Annotated in this window: 13 protein-coding genes and 2 pseudogenes; 14 read left to right on the top strand and 1 reads right to left on the bottom strand. The window is 35.9% G+C overall.

Going from position 1 to position 18,667, the window contains the following annotated elements:
• Window positions 1-5: 5 nt before the first annotated feature.
• Genes LG52_RS16645 through LG52_RS16635 form a run of 3 tightly spaced genes read left to right on the top strand, consistent with a single transcriptional unit; the run spans window position 6 to window position 3,466 of the window.
• On the top strand, window positions 6-1,115 hold the full coding sequence (locus tag LG52_RS16645; protein WP_044733330.1) for a glycosyltransferase family 4 protein: 1,110 nt from the start codon (window positions 6-8) through the stop codon (window positions 1,113-1,115).
• A 20-nt stretch (window positions 1,116-1,135) separates the two neighbouring features.
• Entirely contained in the window at window positions 1,136-2,458 is a 1,323-nt protein-coding gene (locus LG52_RS16640; RefSeq protein WP_044732788.1) for a UDP-glucose dehydrogenase family protein, read from the top strand.
• A gap of 3 nt (window positions 2,459-2,461) precedes the next feature.
• Complete coding sequence (locus tag LG52_RS16635; protein WP_044732787.1) at window positions 2,462-3,466, top strand: NAD-dependent epimerase; 1,005 nt, start codon at window positions 2,462-2,464, stop codon at window positions 3,464-3,466.
• Window positions 3,467-3,818: 352 nt separating this feature from the next.
• Here the strand turns inward: LG52_RS16635 and LG52_RS16630 are convergent.
• Window positions 3,819-4,268 (bottom strand): annotated as a pseudogene (locus LG52_RS16630) (IS630 family transposase); the annotation flags it as partial.
• 68 nt (window positions 4,269-4,336) lie between these two features.
• On the opposite strand from LG52_RS16630, the gene LG52_RS16625 reads away from it, so the two are divergent.
• From LG52_RS16625 to rfbD, 11 genes and pseudogenes are all read left to right on the top strand, one after another.
• Window positions 4,337-5,578, top strand: coding sequence for a hypothetical protein (locus LG52_RS16625; RefSeq protein WP_044732786.1), 1,242 nt, complete (start codon window positions 4,337-4,339; stop codon window positions 5,576-5,578).
• Between the two features lie 169 nt (window positions 5,579-5,747).
• Complete coding sequence (tnpC, locus tag LG52_RS16620; protein ID WP_044732785.1) at window positions 5,748-7,196, top strand: IS66 family transposase; 1,449 nt, start codon at window positions 5,748-5,750, stop codon at window positions 7,194-7,196.
• An 879-nt stretch (window positions 7,197-8,075) separates the two neighbouring features.
• Window positions 8,076-9,026: a glycosyltransferase family 2 protein gene (locus LG52_RS16615; protein WP_044732784.1), complete on the top strand. Its 951-nt coding sequence runs from the start codon at window positions 8,076-8,078 to the stop codon at window positions 9,024-9,026.
• Window positions 9,023-9,670: an HAD family hydrolase gene (locus tag LG52_RS16610; protein WP_044732783.1), complete on the top strand. Its 648-nt coding sequence runs from the start codon at window positions 9,023-9,025 to the stop codon at window positions 9,668-9,670. Before LG52_RS16615 ends, LG52_RS16610 begins: the two co-directional genes overlap by 4 nt.
• A 987-nt stretch (window positions 9,671-10,657) precedes the next feature.
• Window positions 10,658-11,405 (top strand): annotated as a pseudogene (locus tag LG52_RS20950) (transposase); the annotation flags it as partial.
• 323 nt (window positions 11,406-11,728) lie between these two features.
• A complete protein-coding gene (locus LG52_RS16595) occupies window positions 11,729-13,096 on the top strand; it encodes a lipopolysaccharide biosynthesis protein (RefSeq protein ID WP_044732781.1) in 1,368 nt (455 codons plus the stop codon).
• A 411-nt stretch (window positions 13,097-13,507) separates the two neighbouring features.
• On the top strand, window positions 13,508-14,986 hold the full coding sequence (gene tnpC / locus LG52_RS16590; protein WP_044731986.1) for an IS66 family transposase: 1,479 nt from the start codon (window positions 13,508-13,510) through the stop codon (window positions 14,984-14,986).
• Window positions 14,987-15,344: 358 nt separating this feature from the next.
• The gene (gene rfbA, locus LG52_RS16585) at window positions 15,345-16,232 is read left to right on the top strand and encodes a glucose-1-phosphate thymidylyltransferase RfbA (protein ID WP_044732780.1); all 888 of its coding nucleotides are present in this window, start codon (window positions 15,345-15,347) and stop codon (window positions 16,230-16,232) included.
• A gap of 18 nt (window positions 16,233-16,250) precedes the next feature.
• Complete coding sequence (gene rfbC, locus LG52_RS16580; protein ID WP_044732779.1) at window positions 16,251-16,808, top strand: dTDP-4-dehydrorhamnose 3,5-epimerase; 558 nt, start codon at window positions 16,251-16,253, stop codon at window positions 16,806-16,808.
• 2 nt (window positions 16,809-16,810) lie between these two features.
• Entirely contained in the window at window positions 16,811-17,824 is a 1,014-nt protein-coding gene (rfbB, locus tag LG52_RS16575; protein ID WP_044732778.1) for a dTDP-glucose 4,6-dehydratase, read from the top strand.
• Window positions 17,821-18,660, top strand: a complete 840-nt coding sequence (gene rfbD / locus LG52_RS16570) for a dTDP-4-dehydrorhamnose reductase (protein ID WP_044732777.1) — start codon at window positions 17,821-17,823, stop codon at window positions 18,658-18,660. The genes rfbB and rfbD overlap by 4 nt, the downstream gene beginning before the upstream one ends.
• Window positions 18,661-18,667: the final 7 nt, after the last annotated feature.

Genomic DNA, 18,667 nt, shown 5'->3' with positions numbered 1-18,667 from the left:
AAATTATGAGTAAAAAAATATTATTATTAGGCAACCATGGATTTGTAATATACAACTTTCGTAAAGAATTAGTAAAAGAATTGTTAAAAAAAGGTTATGAAGTTTATATATCGTTACCTAAAGATGAAAAAGTGGATAAAATGGTCGAATGGGGTTGTAAATTTGTAGAGACAAATGTTGATAGGAGAGGAACAAATCCATTTACTGATTTTAAATTAATCTTACATTACATTAAACTGCTGAGAAGAATAAAACCGGATGTTGTATTAACATATACAATTAAACCCAACATTTATGGTGGATTGGCATGTAGACTTTTAAACGTTCCTTGTATAAACAATATCACTGGTTTAGGAAGTGGATTCAATAGAGGTTTTCTCTTAAGAAATTTTTTATCCATTATGTATAGAATTAGTTTAAAAAAATCCTATTGCGTTTTCTTCCAAAATACAGAAGATATGAAAACATTAGTGGATAAAAAAATAGTAAAAGGACCCTATGAGCTTATTCCAGGTTCCGGAGTAAACTTGGAAGAGTATAAATATAAAGATTTTCCGGATGAAGAGATATTAACGTTTATTTTTATCGGAAGGATAATGAAAGATAAAGGAATTGATCAATATTTAGAAGCTGCAAAAATTATAAAACAAAAATATCCAAATACTAGATTTAATGTAATTGGATTCATTGAGAAAACACAACCACATTACAATGATAAGATTAACCAATTTCAAAATGAGGGCTATATTAATTATTTCGGATATCAATCAGATGTGAAGCCTTTTATTGAAGAAGCTCATTGTCTTATACAGCCATCCCACGGTGGAGAAGGTTTGTCAAATGTATTACTAGAAGCGGCTGCTACAGGCAGAGCATTAATTGCTTCTAATATACCCGGTTGCAGAGAAACGATTGAAGAAGGTAAAAACGGTTATACATTTGAAGCAAAAAACACCAATAGTCTCGTAGAACAGATTGAGAAATTTATTAATCTAACATACGAAGAGAAAAAACAAATGGGTGAAAATTCTAGAAAAAAAGTTGAGAAAGAGTTTGATAGAAATATAGTTGTGAAAGCATATATGCAAAAAATTAATCAAATTTGTAATAAATAAAGTGATTTGGAGTGTAGAATATGTCCAAAATAGCAGTAGTCGGTACAGGATATGTCGGTTTAGTGTCAGGAGCGCTTCTATCAGACTTTGGTCACGAAGTAACCTGTGTAGATATTGATCATGAAAAGATTGAAAATCTAAAAAAAGGAATTATTCCTATATACGAGCCGGGGCTTGAAACGATAGTACAAAGAAACTTTTTTTATAGACGACTTAACTTTACAACTGATATTAAAGAAGCAGTTGAAAATAATGATATAATTTTTATAGCTGTAGGTACACCACCCTCTGATGATGGCAGTGCCGACCTTCAATATGTATTTACGGTAGCAAATAATATTGCAAAATTTATGAATGGATATAAGGTGATTGTAAATAAGTCAACTGTCCCTGTGGGGACTGGTCAAAAAGTTAAGGCAGTGGTTCAGGAAACTCTTAAAGAAAGAGGGGTAGACTTTCCTTTTGATGTGGTATCGAACCCGGAATTTTTAAGAGAGGGGTCGGCTGTTCATGATTTTACTCATCCAGATAGAGTTGTAATAGGTGCAGAGAGTGAAAGAGCTTTTAATATAATGAAAGATGTCTATAGAGTTCTATATATCAATGAAACTCCATTTGTAGAAACAAATATTGAAACGGCAGAGATGATAAAGTATGCCTCAAATGCCTTTCTTGCAATGAAAGTAACCTTTATTAATGAAATTGCTAACTTGTGTGAAAAGGTCGGAGCTGATGTTCAAAAAGTGGCCAAAGCTATGGGGAAAGATGGTCGTATTTCACCAAAATTTTTGCATGCAGGGCCTGGTTATGGAGGAAGTTGTTTCCCGAAAGATACAAAGGCTCTCGCAAGAATTGCTCAAGAACACGGTGAAACACTTTCTCTGGTTGAAGCAACGATAAAAGCTAACGAAAGACAAAAGCTTAAGATGGTAGACAAAATTGTTAATGCCATGGGGAGTGTTGAAGGCAAAACTCTTGCTATTCTTGGTATTACATTTAAGCCTAATACCGATGATATGAGAGAAGCACCTGCGCTTGTAATTTTACCAGAGCTTGCTAAGCGAGGAGCAAAATTTAAGATATACGACCCTAAAGGCATAAAAGAGGGAACATGGCGTCTTAAAGAGATTCAAGAGAATATTACTTGGTGTGAAACAGCTTACGACGCTATTGCAAATACGGATGCAACTGTCATTCTCACTGAATGGAATGAGTTTAGAAATCTTGATTTTGAAAAGTATAGAGAAATCAACGGCGGTGATTACTTCTTTGATTTAAGGAATATTTATAACAAAAAAACAATGCTTGAAAAAGGATTTAAATATTACGGGGTAGGGGTTTAAAAAATGAATTTGAAACCTGTTGATTGTAAAAAGACATATCTAGTAACAGGTGCTGCTGGCTTTATCGGTATGCACTTATCTAAAAAGCTGTTGGAGATGGGGTGCAAAGTTATAGGGTATGATAACCTTAATGATTATTATGATGTTACCCTTAAGGACAGCCGTCTAAATATATTAAATAAATATGAAAACTTTACTTTCCATAAAGCAGATTTAACGGATAAGGAATATCTTGCAAAACTGTTTGCTGAAAATAAAATTAATGTCGTCATTAATCTTGCTGCACAAGCCGGTGTAAGATACAGCATTGAAAACCCGGACGCCTATATACAATCAAATATTGTTGGATTCTTAAATATTCTTGAAATGTGTAGGCACCATCAAGTTGACCATCTCCTTTATGCATCATCAAGCTCTGTTTATGGTGCAAATAAGAAAATTCCATTTTCGACGGAAGATAGAGTAGATAATCCAGTTAGCTTATATGCAGCAACCAAAAAATCAAATGAACTAATGGCGCATACTTATAGCCATCTTTATAAAATACCAACGACTGGTTTGCGTTTCTTTACGGTCTATGGTCCTTATGGAAGACCTGATATGGCGTATTTTTCTTTCACAAAAGCTATTATGGAAGGGAAACCTATAAAAATATTTAATAATGGTGATATGTATCGAGATTTCACGTACATTGATGACATTGTAAATGGAGTAACTAAACTAATAGAAAATTCTGCTGCTCTTAAGAATAAAGAGTTACCGTATAAGATTTATAATATAGGCAACAACAAGCCGGTAAAGCTAATAGACTTTATCCAGGCAATTGAACATGCACTAGGCAAAAAGGCAATAAAGGAATTTTATCCAATGCAGCCAGGTGATGTTTACCAAACGTATGCGGATATTTCTGATTTGATTAATGATGTGGGATTTAAGCCCGATACTCCTATTCAAGAAGGAATTAAAAGGTTTGTTAATTGGTATATAAGATATATTTATTCAAAATAGTATACTACGTTAGTTCAACAGTTGATGCGGAAGTAGGGGAAAACAAATCAAACGCTTACCTTTACAGAAGAGACAGGTTTATCTCAAAAACATCTAATCCTATGTAATTATATCTATAATGGCTCTTACGGAATTAGTTTATTTGGTGCGAAATATTGCAGAGTGATTGGTAATTACTTAAAAAACCAAATTCAAAGAAATGTGATTATTACTCCTGTCATTTACTATAATGAATTATATAAATCCAGATTGATTTGCCGACATATATAAAACGTCTTAATCGCTCTTTTGCCTAACTTAAACGCCTTACTTATGTCGATTTTTCAATCTGAACTTATATGTATAAGTTGAATTAAAGATTTACAATCTGATCGATTGCTTGTTCTGGTTGTTGATTGAGTCGACAAATAAACTCTTGCACATTTGCACGAATTTCTTGCACAGAGGAATAGAACGCGTTATAAATCACATCCGATTTCAGCCATTTCCACAGCCCTGCAATGAGATTGAGTTGAGGGCTGTATGGCTGCAAAAACAATAGCTCTAAGCGGTGCTTGTGTTCTTCCAAAAACGGTTGAATGAGTTTGGCATGGTGAATACGGGCGTTGTCAAGCACCATCACGATCTTCCCAGTCGGATATTGTTCCAACACACGCTGAAGAAACTGGAGAAAGGCTTCGGCATCGTAACGTTCTTCTTCTACACAAAAAAGGTCACCTGTTTCGTAATTTAACGTACCGATCAGCTTGACGCCTTAGTGCTTTCCATAGGTGGGAATGATTCGCTGCTTGCCTTTGACAAAGTTTGAAAATCCCTTGAAAATAATTTTCCGCAGTATAATCTATTATTCTGCTTTGAAGGAGAAAAAATATGAGGTCAGAAATTTCAATGGGATTAATTAAACAAAAACTAAATACATTTATCGTAGCTCTATTATTTGTAGTTGGGATTTTTACGCCGACTTCAATAAATTCAAATATATCTCAAGTTATGTTATATGTTAATTTATTTTTGCTTATGGCTATGTTTGCTTTACTCATACTCCTAAATTTTAAATTAAATATATTTTTTTTGATTTCGTTTATTTGTATAAATTTAATCTTAGCAGTTAATACTTTGTTTAGCCCATTCGTAGAATACTCTTATGGTGCTAGTGTTCTTTATTTTTTATTATCCGTGCTTTTTTGTTTAAATTTAAAAGACATAAAGGTAAATAATCTTGTACCTAAAGTTTTTATAATCGTTAATATATTGAATTTAGTGTTAGGTTTTTTTATTGTAAATCAAAACTTGTTAGTCAAAGAATTCTTTACTAACTATTATAATGACTTTTACCCAGAATTAATGGTACTTATGATGGCTTTTGATAAACCAGTTTTAACATTTTCTACACATTCTATTGCTGGTTTTTACTTTTTTATCTTTGCATTTTTGAACTTTAAAAGCTTCGAAAAAACAAAAAAAGTATTATATCTATGCTTAGTTGTTGCTTATTTAATTCTTGGAGTAGCCTTAAATTCGGTTACCGGTTATTTGTTCGTTTTAATAGGTTTAATGTACTTCTTAATTATTTTATTGAGAAAAAAAACAATTTTTCTTTACTGCCTAACATTTTTTCTTTTAATAGTATTTATTATTAATTGGGATTCAGTAGGATACTTTATAGAAAGCTTTAGTGCTCTAATCCAAGATAAATTAACTTCTGAAAGAAACGGGTTTATTGGTCGATATTCTCAAACGGGAGGATTGCGAAATAATCTTGAATATATTTCAGAAAACCCATTTAGAGGAGTAGGTATTGGATTCTCTCCGGAATTAATGTATGCAGATTCCGGTATAATAGAAACAGCTTTAAGGGGTACATTCTTTTTTACATTAGTAATTTATTTGACTCTGTTCATGTTTCTTTACAAAAACTTGAAATCAAAAAATACAGCATATTTGTTATTTTTTGTGTTAATGTTATTTGAAATTGGATTTTCAAATCTAGTTTATTTTAGAACATTGTATCTTTTACCATTCATCATAGTGTATCTCAATTATTTAGAGGAGGATCTTGCGGTAAAAACTATTGTTGAGAAGAATGGGTTTCATGTTTTCAGAAAAAAATAGTATGGGATTGATTAATGATTATTAAGAGCATATTCTATAACAAACAAGACACCTAAGTAAGTATAGTAGTGAAACCACGTAACTATTCAGCCACCTCATAAAGTGAGCTGAATATTTTTTGGTTTTCCTGTCTATGATGTGAATATTGATAGACAAGGAGGTGAATCGCATGTTGACGGTACAACAAGCTGTATTGACGGTTGAAAGCTTAATCAGCAAAGTCCAACAACAAAAACAGCTCATTCATCAACTCATTCAAGAAAATGAACATTTGCGTCAAGAAAACAAACAGCTACGCAAAGAAAATGAACAACTGAAGTATCGCGTTCAAGAGCTGGAAGCACGCACGAAAAAAAACAGCTCTAATAGCCATCTGCCCCCATCTTCCGACCGTTTTGAGAAAAAGCGTTCCTCCCGCGAGCCGTCTGGCAAAAAGCCTGGCGGACAGGAGGGACATGAGGGAACGACGCTCTGTCAAGTGGAACATCCACACCATCGTGTCGTCCATCGCGTAGATACGTGTCAAGGATGCGGGTCTTCTTTGCGTGACGTAAAACCGTTCAAAGTCGATGTCCGTCAAGTGTTTGATCTGCCTCTCGTGACGATGGAAGTGACACAACATGAACGCGAAGTGAAATCATGTCCACATTGCCGATGCGTGCAACAAGCCGAGTTCCCATCACACGTCACCAATCATGTGCAATATGGTCCACGGATCACGGCGCTTGTCGTGTATTTATACAACATACAAATGATTCCATATCAACGTTTACGTGACATGATGGAAGAGCTATATCAACATCCGATCAGCACAGGAACACTTGTCAATATGGTCAAACGAGGTCGCGAAGCACTCGAACCAAACATGGACATCATCGAGGAAGCATTGCTTCAATCGGACATCTTGCATGTCGATGAAACGAGCTTGCGGATCGATGGCAAACAGGCCTGGGTTCATGTCGCCTGTACATCCGCATATACGTACTTAGCTCCTCACGCTTCTCGTGGAAAGAAAGCAACCGATGAAATCGGGATTCTTCCACGATATAAAGGAACGATGATGCATGATGCATTCGGTACATACCCGAGATACACCGAAGCCACACATGCCCTTTGTCATGCCCATCATTTACGTGACTTGAAAGGATTCATCGAACAAGGGCATACATGGGCAAAACGGATGACCACGTTTCTATTAAATGCCAAACAAGTGGTCGAACAACATGGTGGCTTTCTTCCTGAAGAAGAAGCGAAACGTTGGGAGCACGTGTATGATCGCATACTCGAGAAAGCCAACCATCAGTTGGAAGGGATGACACCGTTGCCGAAAAAAGCGCTCTCCTTCGTTCGGCGACTTCAAAAACGAAAGGAAGAAGCGTTGCGCTTTTTGCGTGAAGCTCACGTTCCTTTTGACAACAACCAAGCCGAACGGGATCTTCGCATGGTCAAAGTCAAAGAGAACATCTCGGGTACATTTCGTCAGGAAACGTTCGCGCAGTCGTTTTGCATCGCAAGGAGCATCGTTTCCACACTCACCAAGCACGAAAAAAACGTGTGGGACTCGTTGTGTCTTCTGTTGACAGGCGAAACGATAGATCGTGTTCTTTCCGCTACGTAGGGCATTTTCTATGACAGAAATGCCCTATTTGTGCTGGGCTACTTTACACACTAGCATCGGGGTGAATAGTTACGAAACCACAATATTATTTATTACTTTTTTTGTAGCAATAAATTTGTTAGTAGAAAACTTTTGTAACTATATTTTTTATTCTTGGTGATATGGCTTTTAACAATTATATATTTACCAGAGAAAAAGGTTTAAAAAACTAAACAATTAAAAAATATACCATTGAAAAAGTTTCCTAAAACTTAAAGGTAATTCCGCCTGTACTCTTACCTTTATATATTTATAAGGTTTTAATTTAAGTCAATTAGGTCGGCTTTTTAAAGTTCATAAATACAAATTGATTTTCCGAGATATGTATAAAGCGTTTGGACTATTCTTTTGCCCATCTTAAAAGTCTTACTTATGTCTGTTTTTCACTCTAAACTTGTATAGAAACACTGGTTAGTGGAAATATTAATTTCTTTTATACTTTTAGATTTGTAAATGCGATACTGTATAAAATTGGTTTTGAAGTACCAGTTCCGCAATTGATCCAAGAGTTCACATTTGTTCCATTTGCAACAAATGTATATGCAGTATATTTTCCTTATTATGTGGATTTTGGATTAATGCGTGTTTTGCTATTTTTATATTTTTAATTGGCTTTATACAGACTTATTTATTAGAGCTACTAATAAAGAGAGCTTCTATATTTATCTATATTCACTCTCACTATATCCTTTAGGTAATAATTTTTTTCATGACCAGTATATAACTTTGACTAGTCAATGGATTCAATAATTATATATATGAATTATATATATGGCTTTCTCTTCTTTAAGGTTCTAATCCCGTATTGCAGGAACAAGTTTTCAGGGAGGGGGGATAACGATGGTTACTTTGGATATAGTAATAGTAAATTGGAATAGTGGATTACAGCTTAAAGATTGTTTATCTTCTATCATTAAAACAAATAAAACTGGTCTTTCAATAGATAGAGTTGTTGTTGTTGATAATAATTCCCAGGATGAATCGATTAGCAGCATAATAGATTTAAAAAAAGAATTACCATTAGAAATTATATACAATGAAGAGAATAAGGGGTTTGGAGCCGCTTGTAATCAAGGAGCATTAAATAGTAAGGCTGATTATTTACTGTTTTTAAATCCAGATACAATGTTATTTGAAAATTCTTTAATAAATCCATTATCCTTTATGGAAAAACCAGAAAATAAAAAGATAGGTATTATAGGGGTTCAATTACTAGAAGAAGATGGTACCGTTAACCGTAGTTGTTCAAAGTTTCCTAAAGCAATACATTTTGTTAATAAAGCTTTTGGCTTAAATCGCTTAGCTCCTAATATTTTTCCTACTTATAAAATGGAAACATGGGATCATAATGAAAATCGGCAGGTTGATCAAGTTTTAGGGGCATTTTTCTTAGTCCGTCGAGAGCTATTTGAAAAATTAAATGGATTCGATGAAAGATTCTTTGTTTATTTCGAAGAAGTAGATTTTTCTTATAGAGCATTTAAAGAAGGTTATTATAGTTACTATTTAGCAGATGCCCAAGTTTTTCATAAGGGTGGTGGAGTATCCGAACAGATTAAAGCGACACGTTTATTTTACTCACTTAGAAGCAGAATTCAATACTCCCTTAAGAACCACTCATTATTGAATTCAATCATTTTAATTATTGTTTCTTTAACTGTTGAACTTTTCTCAAGATCATGTATTGCTATTGCAAAGGGCTCTTTAAAACAACTTAAAGAAACTTTACAGGGGTATTCTATGTTATTTAGTTGGTTGTTTTCAAAGGTTTTAAAGGGGGGAGTTAATTGAAGATCGCACTATTTGATGTTTGTGGGACGATATTTCATTCTAATACTACTTTTGATTTTTTAGAATACTATCTAAAAAATAATAAAACATTTCGTGTATTTAACAAAATAAGGAAGAGTATTATTCTAAAGATTACTAATCATTTAATTTATAAACTTACTAAAATAGATTTAATGAGGTTAATTGCAACCAGGTTTTTAAATGGTAGCTCGCTTGAAGATATTCAAAAGGCTAGCAAAGAATTTGTTAAGATATTAGTAAAATATAAATTGAATAAGCAGATATATGATTTGATTGTGCAATATAAAAATGCAGGATATCATATTGTTTTATTCTCGGGCTCATATTCATTCATAGTTGAAGAAGTGATGAAACTAATAAATGCAGATGCATTTTATGCTTCATCACTCAAAATTAAGGACAATGTGGTAACGGGCAAGTATGATAAAGATATTTTACTCAAAAAGAAAGAGATATTCAAAAAGGAATACAAACAATACTCGGATTTAGTTGTTGTCACTGATAATAAAACAGATTTAGATCTTATAGAGATTGCTACAAAGGGATTCATTGTTTCAAAAAAGAAAAACAAAAATTTTTGGTTATCTAAGAAATTAAACCATATTGAACTTCTGGAGGTTTAATAAAGTGAAATTTTATATACCGCTATATTACATGTTCTACAGTAGATTTAAAACCAAATTAAATAAAATCTCTTGGTTTATTTTAATATTTTTTCCGACTCTTAGTATGACTATCTATTTCTCAGAGGTTAAATCACTATATACTTATGTATCTTTTTTACTAGCTACGCTAGCTTTCTTTTGTGTGTACGAAATTGGATATATAGTAAATGATACTATTACGATTAAAAAAGAAAAAAAACCAAATATGCGTATAACGATGAGTGAAGTTGAGTATTTAAGAGGAAATTTTTGGAAAATCATCCTCTCAAAAGTGTTAATATCAGTAATTTCGTTGATCTTTCTATTTTTAATTAGTCGAACTTTTAATGTGAAAATCTATACTTTTCAATTCTTTATATCTCTTATAGGAGTTAGTTATTTTTTTTATCTTCATAACACTATAAGAAGTAGATATAACATTTTTACTTTTGCTCTACTAAATATCATTAAATATTATGCTTTTATTTTATTAGTAGTACCTTTTTCAAAATCATTAATACCATTATTGATTAGTATAATATTTTTTCCGTTAGTTAGAACCATAGAGCATTCAACTAAGGAGAAATATAATCTTATAGGGATGCAACGTTTTGTGAAAAACAATGATTCTTTTAGAGTGAAATACTATGCTTTATTGTTTACAGTTACACTTATTATACTTTTTATCAATAAGTATATGACCGGGAGAGTAAATAACTTGGTTTGGTTTTGTTTAATAACATTAGGATATTTTCTGACTTTTAGAATTCTAGTTTTAATTGGTTTAAGTTATAGCAAAAGGCTTAAATCGAAATACAGATAATAAAACGTGTTGCAAAACGCATGATTCATGCATAAATGTAAACAAAAATTCACTACCTTGGAATCATATACAGTTAAAGTGACCAAAAAACACCCTTCCAAGGGATAAACACGATCATGATTTCCAAGAAGACCGCTGGTGTCGAAAAATTGTTATTGAAATGTTTCTTTTTGAAAACCTATTTTACCATCGATTCCTTGTGAAAATTAGCGTTTTCGCTGTTTTCAGCGGGCTTGCGGGCTTAGTGAAGTCCCTCATTTTTCTACGTTTTCTCGCGCAGCGAAGTGATTTCGGGAACAGGGATTTCCTGTTTTTCATGCACAGCTGTTCAAAGATCTAGAAGTACGATATCCCCAATCGTGCGGATCGACAGCACGGCCCTTCGAAGCAGTCTTTACGATTCACAGGCAAAGTGAAGAGTGTCCACCCGATACCACTGGTTGAAAGGGATATAAGCTCCATCTCTGCACTACTGCGGAGGAAATCATTTTATTTTATCTCATGTGTTGACCATAGCGAATCGGAATGATGCGGCAGTGCCACTAGAATTGCTTGTTTCTTTGGGGCAATGGGATATGGAATTCACATTAGGGGATGCCGCGTATGACAGCGAAAAGGTTCGACAAACAGCCGAACAGCAGAAATCATATTCATTTCCCCCATCAACCGCCGCAATAGCGAGGAGCGGAAAGATGCGTATGGACGGGTTCTTCCTGTCTTTTTGAAAACGAGGTTTGGCCAATGGCTGTTCGGACTTCGCCGCGAGATGGAACGGGTATTTAATGAGTTAAAGAGTAACGGGTTGGAACAGTCAAGATGGTACGAATTTCATCAGTATTTACTGCATGTATTGTATTTGTATCATTGCATAACTTCGAGTTTTTACTCTAGTTTTTCAGCACCATCTTCATTATAAATTTTCTTCTTGACATGGAGTTTATATGGCTATGGTTCTCCTCAAAAGACAACAGTCACAGCTTTTTTATGGTAAATAAGCCTACTACAGCCACCTCTCCATATCAATCTGTGATATATAGAAAACATACTGCTGAAACATGCATTTTTTTAATTGCTATCAACAGTTAAACTGTGTGGGGAAATTATGATTTAACCAAGGAAAAATCCAATCCTCTACGAAATTAAAGAATTAAATAATTAGGTTTCAAAATTTATTTACCTTACTTAAATTTTATTATTGGAAGTTGTGATTAAAAATGCAGTTTATTAAGAATGCGCTTAGAGTAGTTTTTTCTAATTTAATATTATTATTATCTAACGTTGTTTTAGGATTAATTCTTCCTACCTTTTTAAGTGTAGAGAGTTATGGAGAGTATCGACTTTTTTTATTTTATGCTGGATATATTGGTTTACTCCATTTTGGATTTATAGATGCAATGTATTTAAAATATGGTGGAATAAATAGAGACCTAGTTAATAAGCAAGTGTTAAGAAAAGAGCACGATGTATTTTTTTTGTATCAATTAGCAATTGCTACAATTATATTTTTAGGAGCCTTTCTATTTAAAAATATTTTTTATATTTTATTTGCTCTTTCAGTATTACCGTTAAATGTTGGATCATTCCATAAATTATTTTATCAAGCTACTGGCCAATTTAAAAAATACTCCTATATAAGTATAACGTCCACCCTAATAAATTTACTATTAATTAGCTTGTTACTTTTTTTTAGAGAGAGAAGTGCTACCAGTTATATATTATTTACAGTGGTGACATATTTAATTGTATATATAATAATGGAGGTGGATTTTTACAAATATACAAGAGGGATAAAAGCTAAGGGACAAGTAAGTATATTAAAATATAATAAAGTAGGCATTTTTATTCTAGTTGGAAATATATGTGTTTTGTTAATTTCCTCTATTGGAAGCTGGATTGTTCAATTATTTTTTGGAATAAAAAATTTCGCTTATTATTCATTTGCAGTCTCTATGATGAATATGGTTTTACTCATTATTAACGGAGTAGGTTTAACATTTTATAACTATATTGCCAAGAATGAAGATAAGGATACGTTAATATTAATAAAAGACATCTTACTAATAATCGGAGCGTTGGCAGGATGTATTTACTTTATTTTAGATTTTATTGTCAAATTGTTGTTATCCAAATATGAGGTAGCGCTAAGTATAATCGCAATATCATTTACAACATTTCCATACTTGATGGTTATAAATGTAATAATATTAAATATTTATAAAGCTAGGAAACAGGAGAAAAAGTACTTAAAGGTAGTTCTTACGGTTTTTGTTGTAGGAATAATACTTAACGGCTTAGCGTTCCTATTGTTTCGCTCTATGGATTCAATTGCATTTGCAACTTTACTATCATATATAGTTTGGTATATCTATTCCATTTTTATTGATTTTAATTACTTAAAAGGCACAAAAAGAGAAATATTTTTTTTGGAAGTACATGGTATAACATTCTTAATAAGTGCTAATTATTTTACTTGGTATTATGGTTTATTATTTTATTTTTGTATAATGTTTCTTTTATCGATAGTTTTATATCGAAAAAGTATAGCATGGTTACTATCTAAAATAAAAAATACAAAAAATTAAACTCTATCTAAACATTACAGGTTCTATCAAAGGTAGATTATGGTTGTTTTAGAGTTTTTACTTTTGAATTGTAACTGTTCAGCCATTACATAGAAAAAGTTTACGAGATCGGGTTTATTTCTGTTCCCCTTGTCTATACTATATAGATGCAACGAAGAAGTTTAACATATCCTTGACGGAAAAGCGGTTTGCCCATTTTCGACTGACGGAGGCAAGCCACAGGCTTGCCTCCGTCACGCCAAGGCGTGACGGAAGACCGAACAACCGCCTGCTTCACAGGCCCATATATGGGTCTGGAAGCGGCGTTGTTCGGTCGCCCGACAGTCGATCAAATACTCGGGAAAAACTACAAATGGTAAAGCTTCAAATTGCATCTATATAGTACCATCCAAGACAAGGGAGGTGAAAAGGATGGCAACCGTTGTTTTTGATTTCCAACAAGCAGTTTTTACACTCGAAAGCATGGTCGCAAAAATTCAGCGCCAAGCACAAACGATTGAAAAACTCGTTCGAGAAAACGAGCAACTACGTCAAGAAAACCAACGGCTTCGACAAGAAACCCAACAATGGAAAGCACGTATTGCAGAATTAGAAGCCTGTACGAAAAAAAACAGTACCAATAGCCATTTGCCGCCGTCTTCTGACCGGTTTGTGGCGAAATCTCCTTCTCGCCAACCGTCGCAGAAACAGCCGGGAGGGCAGCCGGGGCACCGAGGAACGACGCTCCGCCAAGTACCAAACCCTGACCACCGAGTCCTTCACCGCGTGACCCAATGCAAAGGATGTGGTCACTCTCTAGAACATGTTGCTCCGCTTCAAGTAGACATTCGCCAAGTGTTCGACCTTCCCGTGGTTCGCATGGAAGTGACTCAACACGAACGGGAAGTAAAGGGGTGTCCGGAATGTCATCTCGTCCAGCAGGCGGAGTTCCCTTTTTATGTCACAAATCATGTCCAGTACGGTCCAGCCATCACTTCCCTTGTTTTATACTGGAATCATGCGCAGTTGATCCCGTACGAGCGTGTCACGGAGATGGTCAAAGCGCTAGTGGATCATTCGATAAGTGCAGGCACAGTCGTGAACATGACGAGACGGTGGCTGCCTGTGGTAGAAGCAGCGATCAAAGAGATCGACGCGGCGCTGCTCGCTTCCAAGACGTTGCACGTCGATGAAACGAGCCTGCGTGTGAACGGAAAGAACCAATGGGTGCACGTGGCTTCCACTGCCAAGGTCACCCGATACGGACTTCATCGCTCTCGTGGAAAGAAAGCGACGGACGACATCGGGATCTTGCCACGGTACAAAGGAACGATGGTACACGATGCGTATTCGGTGTACCCGATGTACACAGAGGCGAGCCATGCGCTTTGCCACGCCCATCATCTCCGGGAGCTTCGGGCATATACAGAACTTTACGGCCATTCATGGTCGAAAGAGATGACCGAAGCGCTGTTAGAGATGAAACAGGCGGTGGAGAACGCGGGCGGAGCTCTACCGGAAGAGGAAGTCCGGTATTGGGAAGCCGTGTACGACGAGCTTCTAGCGAATGGTCGCCGAGAACTCGAGGAGCGTTGCCGACAAGGCAAGCATGAAGGCGCCCGCAACGCGCAGAATTTCATCCAGCGTCTAGAAAAGCGCAAGCAAGAAGCGCTTCTCTTCCTGCGAAAGAAAGAAGTACCGTTTGACAACAACCAAGCCGAGCGCGATTTGCGGATGGTGAAAGTCAAACAAAAAATTTCCGGAACGTTTCGTCAGGAAGACGATGCCGAGGCTTTCTGTGTCATGCGCAGCGTCATTTCTACCCTGCAAAAACACGGAAAGCCGGTTTGGGAATCGTTGCAAAGACTTCTAAGTGGGGAGTCTCTCCAAACGATTCTCCATTCCTCCTAGGGCATTTTCGATACGGGAAATGCCCTATGGGTGCTGGATTCTGAAAATCTCACGAATATTGGGCTGAATGGATACTTTGAATTCAAGTTCTTGAATGCAATGTTCTAATCGTTCGATGTGTTGTGCAAGTTGCTCAATTGTGCTAATCAATTTTTGGTAAAACGTTTCAAAAAACAAAGAAATAACATTCAGCCTTAATGGTATGCGTCTGGAATAACTTCTCGACTCATACACTTTACCTCTTACTCAAAAGTGTTAACAGCAATTTACGAGGTAAACTAAAAAATCAAAGAGACTATTGAACCTATAAAATGACTGAGTAGTTACAACTTTATAATTAAGAGGGGAGATATTAACGTTGAAAGGTATTGTTTTAGCCGGCGGGAGTGGTACCCGCCTTTACCCGTTAACAAAGGCAGTATCTAAACAATTATTGCCTATTTATGACAAGCCAATGATTTATTATCCATTATCGGTTTTAATGCTAGCTGGCATTCGTGATATTTTAATTATTTCTACTCCTAATGATACGCCGCGGTTTGCGGAGCTATTAGGAGACGGGTCACAGCTAGGAATTTCTTTGTCTTACGCCGTGCAGCCTTCGCCAGATGGTCTTGCGCAGGCGTTTATTATTGGGGAAGAATTTATCGGTGATGACAATGTTGCGTTGATTTTAGGAGACAATCTTTTCTATGGTCATGGGTTGACAAAGTTATTGCAAAACGCCGTGGAACGGAAAACAGGCGCGACGGTGTTTGGGTATTATGTAAACGACCCAGAACGTTTTGGTGTTATAGAGTTTGATGAAAACGGGAAAGTTCTTTCGATTGAAGAAAAGCCGAAACACCCGAAGTCGAATTATGCGGTGACAGGGTTGTATTTTTATGACAACCGCGTTGTTGAATTTGCGAAAAGCATTAAGCCCTCCGCGCGTGGCGAGCTGGAAATTACCGATGTGAACAAAAAATATTTGGAGCTTGGCGAATTGCACGTGGAGATTTTGGGGAGAGGTTTTTGCTGGCTGGATTCCGGCACGCATGAATCTTTGCTGGAGGCTTCGCAGTTTATCGAGACAATCGAGAAACGTCAAAGCTTAAAGGTTGCTTGCCTTGAGGAAATCTCTTATGTAAAAGGATATATTACGCGGGAACAATTGTTAAAGTTAGCGGAGCCGTTAAAGAAGAACCAGTACGGCCAATATTTAATAGATATCGCGAATCAGAAGAAGAAACCAATCTATTTATAAAATGGCGGGGTGCTTGTTATGAAAGTGATTGAGACTTCATTGCCTGGTGTGTTGCTTATTGAACCAAAAGTATTTGGTGACCATCGGGGCTTTTTTATGGAAAGTTACAATAAAAAACTTTTTGCAGAATATGGGCTTGATTTCGACTTTATTCAAGATAATCATTCGTTGTCGCAACAAGCGGGAACGATCCGCGGGCTTCATTATCAGTTAAATCCGAAGGCGCAAACGAAACTTGTTCGTGTTACCAGGGGGGCTATTTACGACGTAGTTGTTGATATTCGTAAAGGTTCACCGACGTTTGGCAAATGGCAAGGGTTTATTTTAAGCGCGGATAATAAGTGGCAATTGCTTGTTCCGAAAGGTTTTGCACACGGTTTTTGTACGTTAGTAGAAGATACGGAAGTGCAGTATAAAGTGGATGAATATTATTCACCCGAACACGATCGCGGCATTTTATGGAACGATCCTGCATTAGGTATTGACTGGCCGACAGCGAATCCAATTCTTTCTGACAAAGATACGAAACATCCACTATTAGCAGATGCTGAAATCAACTTTGAGTGGGAGAGATAATAATGAATCTTTTAGTTACAGGTGGAGCAGGTTTTATCGGCAGCAACTTTGTCCGTTACATGCTTGAGAAATATCCAAATTATAAAGTAGTCAATTATGATTTATTAACCTATGCGGGTAATTTGGAAAACTTAAAGGATGTTGAAAATCACCCGAACTATACATTTGTAAAAGGGGATATCAATAACCGTGAGCTAGTGGATTATCTTGTTAAAACGCACGAGATTGACGTTATTGTGAACTTTGCGGCGGAATCGCATGTAGACCGCAGTATTACAGATCCTGATATTTTCGTAAAAACAAATGTATTGGGCACGCAAGCGTTATTAGATGTGGCGAAAGCCAACAATATTAAGAAATATGTGCAAATTTCAACGGATGAGGTGTACGGAACGCTTGGAGAAACGGGATATTTTACAGAAGAGACGCCATTAGCGCCAAATAGTCCTTATTCGGCAAGCAAAGCTGGCGGAGATTTGCTTGTAAGAGCGTATCATGAAACGTATGGACTAAATGTGAACATTACAAGATGTTCTAATAACTATGGACCATATCACTTCCCTGAAAAACTCATTCCGTTAATGATCACGAATGCTTTGGAAGGAAAAGAGCTTCCGATTTATGGTGACGGCCAAAATATTCGCGATTGGTTGCATGTTAAAGACCATTGTGCGGCGATTGATTTAGTGATTCATAAAGGTAGACCTGGGGAAGTATACAATATCGGCGGACATAATGAGCATACAAATAATGAAATTGTACATTTAATTGTTGAAAAACTTGGTGTATCAAAAGATTTAATTAAATATATTGCGGATCGTCCAGGGCATGATCGTCGTTATGCAATTGATCCAACGAAAATTATGACAGAGCTTGGCTGGAAACCCCAATATACGTTTGAAACAGGTATCGTTGAAACGATCCAATGGTATATCGATAACCAAGAATGGTGGAAAAATATTAAATCCGGTGAATATATGAACTACTACCAAAGACAGTATGGTGACAAGCTATGAAAGTTGTTGTAACAGGTGCAAAAGGTCAGCTTGGCACAGATTTAGTCGATTTGTTGTCAGATAGAGGTTATGAGGTTTACGGATACGGACGTGAGGAGCTAGATATTACTAATTTCGATCAGGTACACCAGGTCATTAGCAAAGTAAAACCAGATGTTGTGATTCATGCGGCTGCCTATACAAAAGTGGATTTAGCAGAATCAGAGCCAGATCAAGCGTTTGCCATTAACGCGTATGGAACGAGAAACGTTGTAGTCGTATCGGAAAAAGTAGGAGCGAAACTAGTATATGTAAGTACCGATTATGTCTTTGATGGAACGGCGAATGTACCATATCATGAGTTTGCTCCAACAAATCCACTTAGTGTATACGGTAAAAGCAAATTAGCAGGAGAGCAATTTGTTCGCGACTTACACTCTAAGTTTTTCATTGTCAGAACTTCTTGGGTGTACGGAAAGCATGGAAATAATTTTGTTAAAACAATGTTAAAACTGGCACAAGAACGAGACGAATTGATGGTCGTACATGATCAAATCGGCTGTCCGACGTATACAGTTGATTTAGGGAATTGTATTTTGGAACTGATTCAAACGGAAAAATACGGAGTTTACCATGTTTCCAATTCTGGACATTGTTCTTGGTACGAATTTGCGAAAGCGATTTTTGAGGAAGCGGGGATAGAAGTTAAGGTAAATCCTTGTACGACAAAAGATTTTCCAAGACCAGCGCCAAGGCCGGCTTATTCGGTGTTCGAACATTTGGCATTAAGATTAAATGGTTTTAAAGCAATGTCGAATTGGCGAGATTCTTTGAGAGTTTTCTTGGGAAAATTATAAAGAAAAG

This window comes from Geobacillus kaustophilus, from assembly GCF_000948285.1.
Taxonomy (GTDB): domain Bacteria; phylum Bacillota; class Bacilli; order Bacillales; family Anoxybacillaceae; genus Geobacillus; species Geobacillus thermoleovorans_A.
Note: the sequence above shows the minus strand (reverse complement) of the source record. Positions and strands in the feature narration are given on the sequence as shown.

Coding starts and splice junctions, on each gene's coding strand:
- LG52_RS16645 (WP_044733330.1), top strand. CDS start 6: ATGAGTAAAAAAATATTATTATTAGGCAACCATGGATTTGTAATATAC.
- rfbC (WP_044732779.1), top strand. CDS start 16,251: ATGAAAGTGATTGAGACTTCATTGCCTGGTGTGTTGCTTATTGAACCA.
- LG52_RS16625 (WP_044732786.1), top strand. CDS start 4,337: ATGAGGTCAGAAATTTCAATGGGATTAATTAAACAAAAACTAAATACA.
- LG52_RS16595 (WP_044732781.1), top strand. CDS start 11,729: ATGCAGTTTATTAAGAATGCGCTTAGAGTAGTTTTTTCTAATTTAATA.
- tnpC (WP_044732785.1), top strand. CDS start 5,748: ATGTTGACGGTACAACAAGCTGTATTGACGGTTGAAAGCTTAATCAGC.
- rfbD (WP_044732777.1), top strand. CDS start 17,821: ATGAAAGTTGTTGTAACAGGTGCAAAAGGTCAGCTTGGCACAGATTTA.
- LG52_RS16640 (WP_044732788.1), top strand. CDS start 1,136: ATGTCCAAAATAGCAGTAGTCGGTACAGGATATGTCGGTTTAGTGTCA.
- rfbB (WP_044732778.1), top strand. CDS start 16,811: ATGAATCTTTTAGTTACAGGTGGAGCAGGTTTTATCGGCAGCAACTTT.
- LG52_RS16615 (WP_044732784.1), top strand. CDS start 8,076: ATGGTTACTTTGGATATAGTAATAGTAAATTGGAATAGTGGATTACAG.
- LG52_RS16635 (WP_044732787.1), top strand. CDS start 2,462: ATGAATTTGAAACCTGTTGATTGTAAAAAGACATATCTAGTAACAGGT.
- tnpC (WP_044731986.1), top strand. CDS start 13,508: ATGGCAACCGTTGTTTTTGATTTCCAACAAGCAGTTTTTACACTCGAA.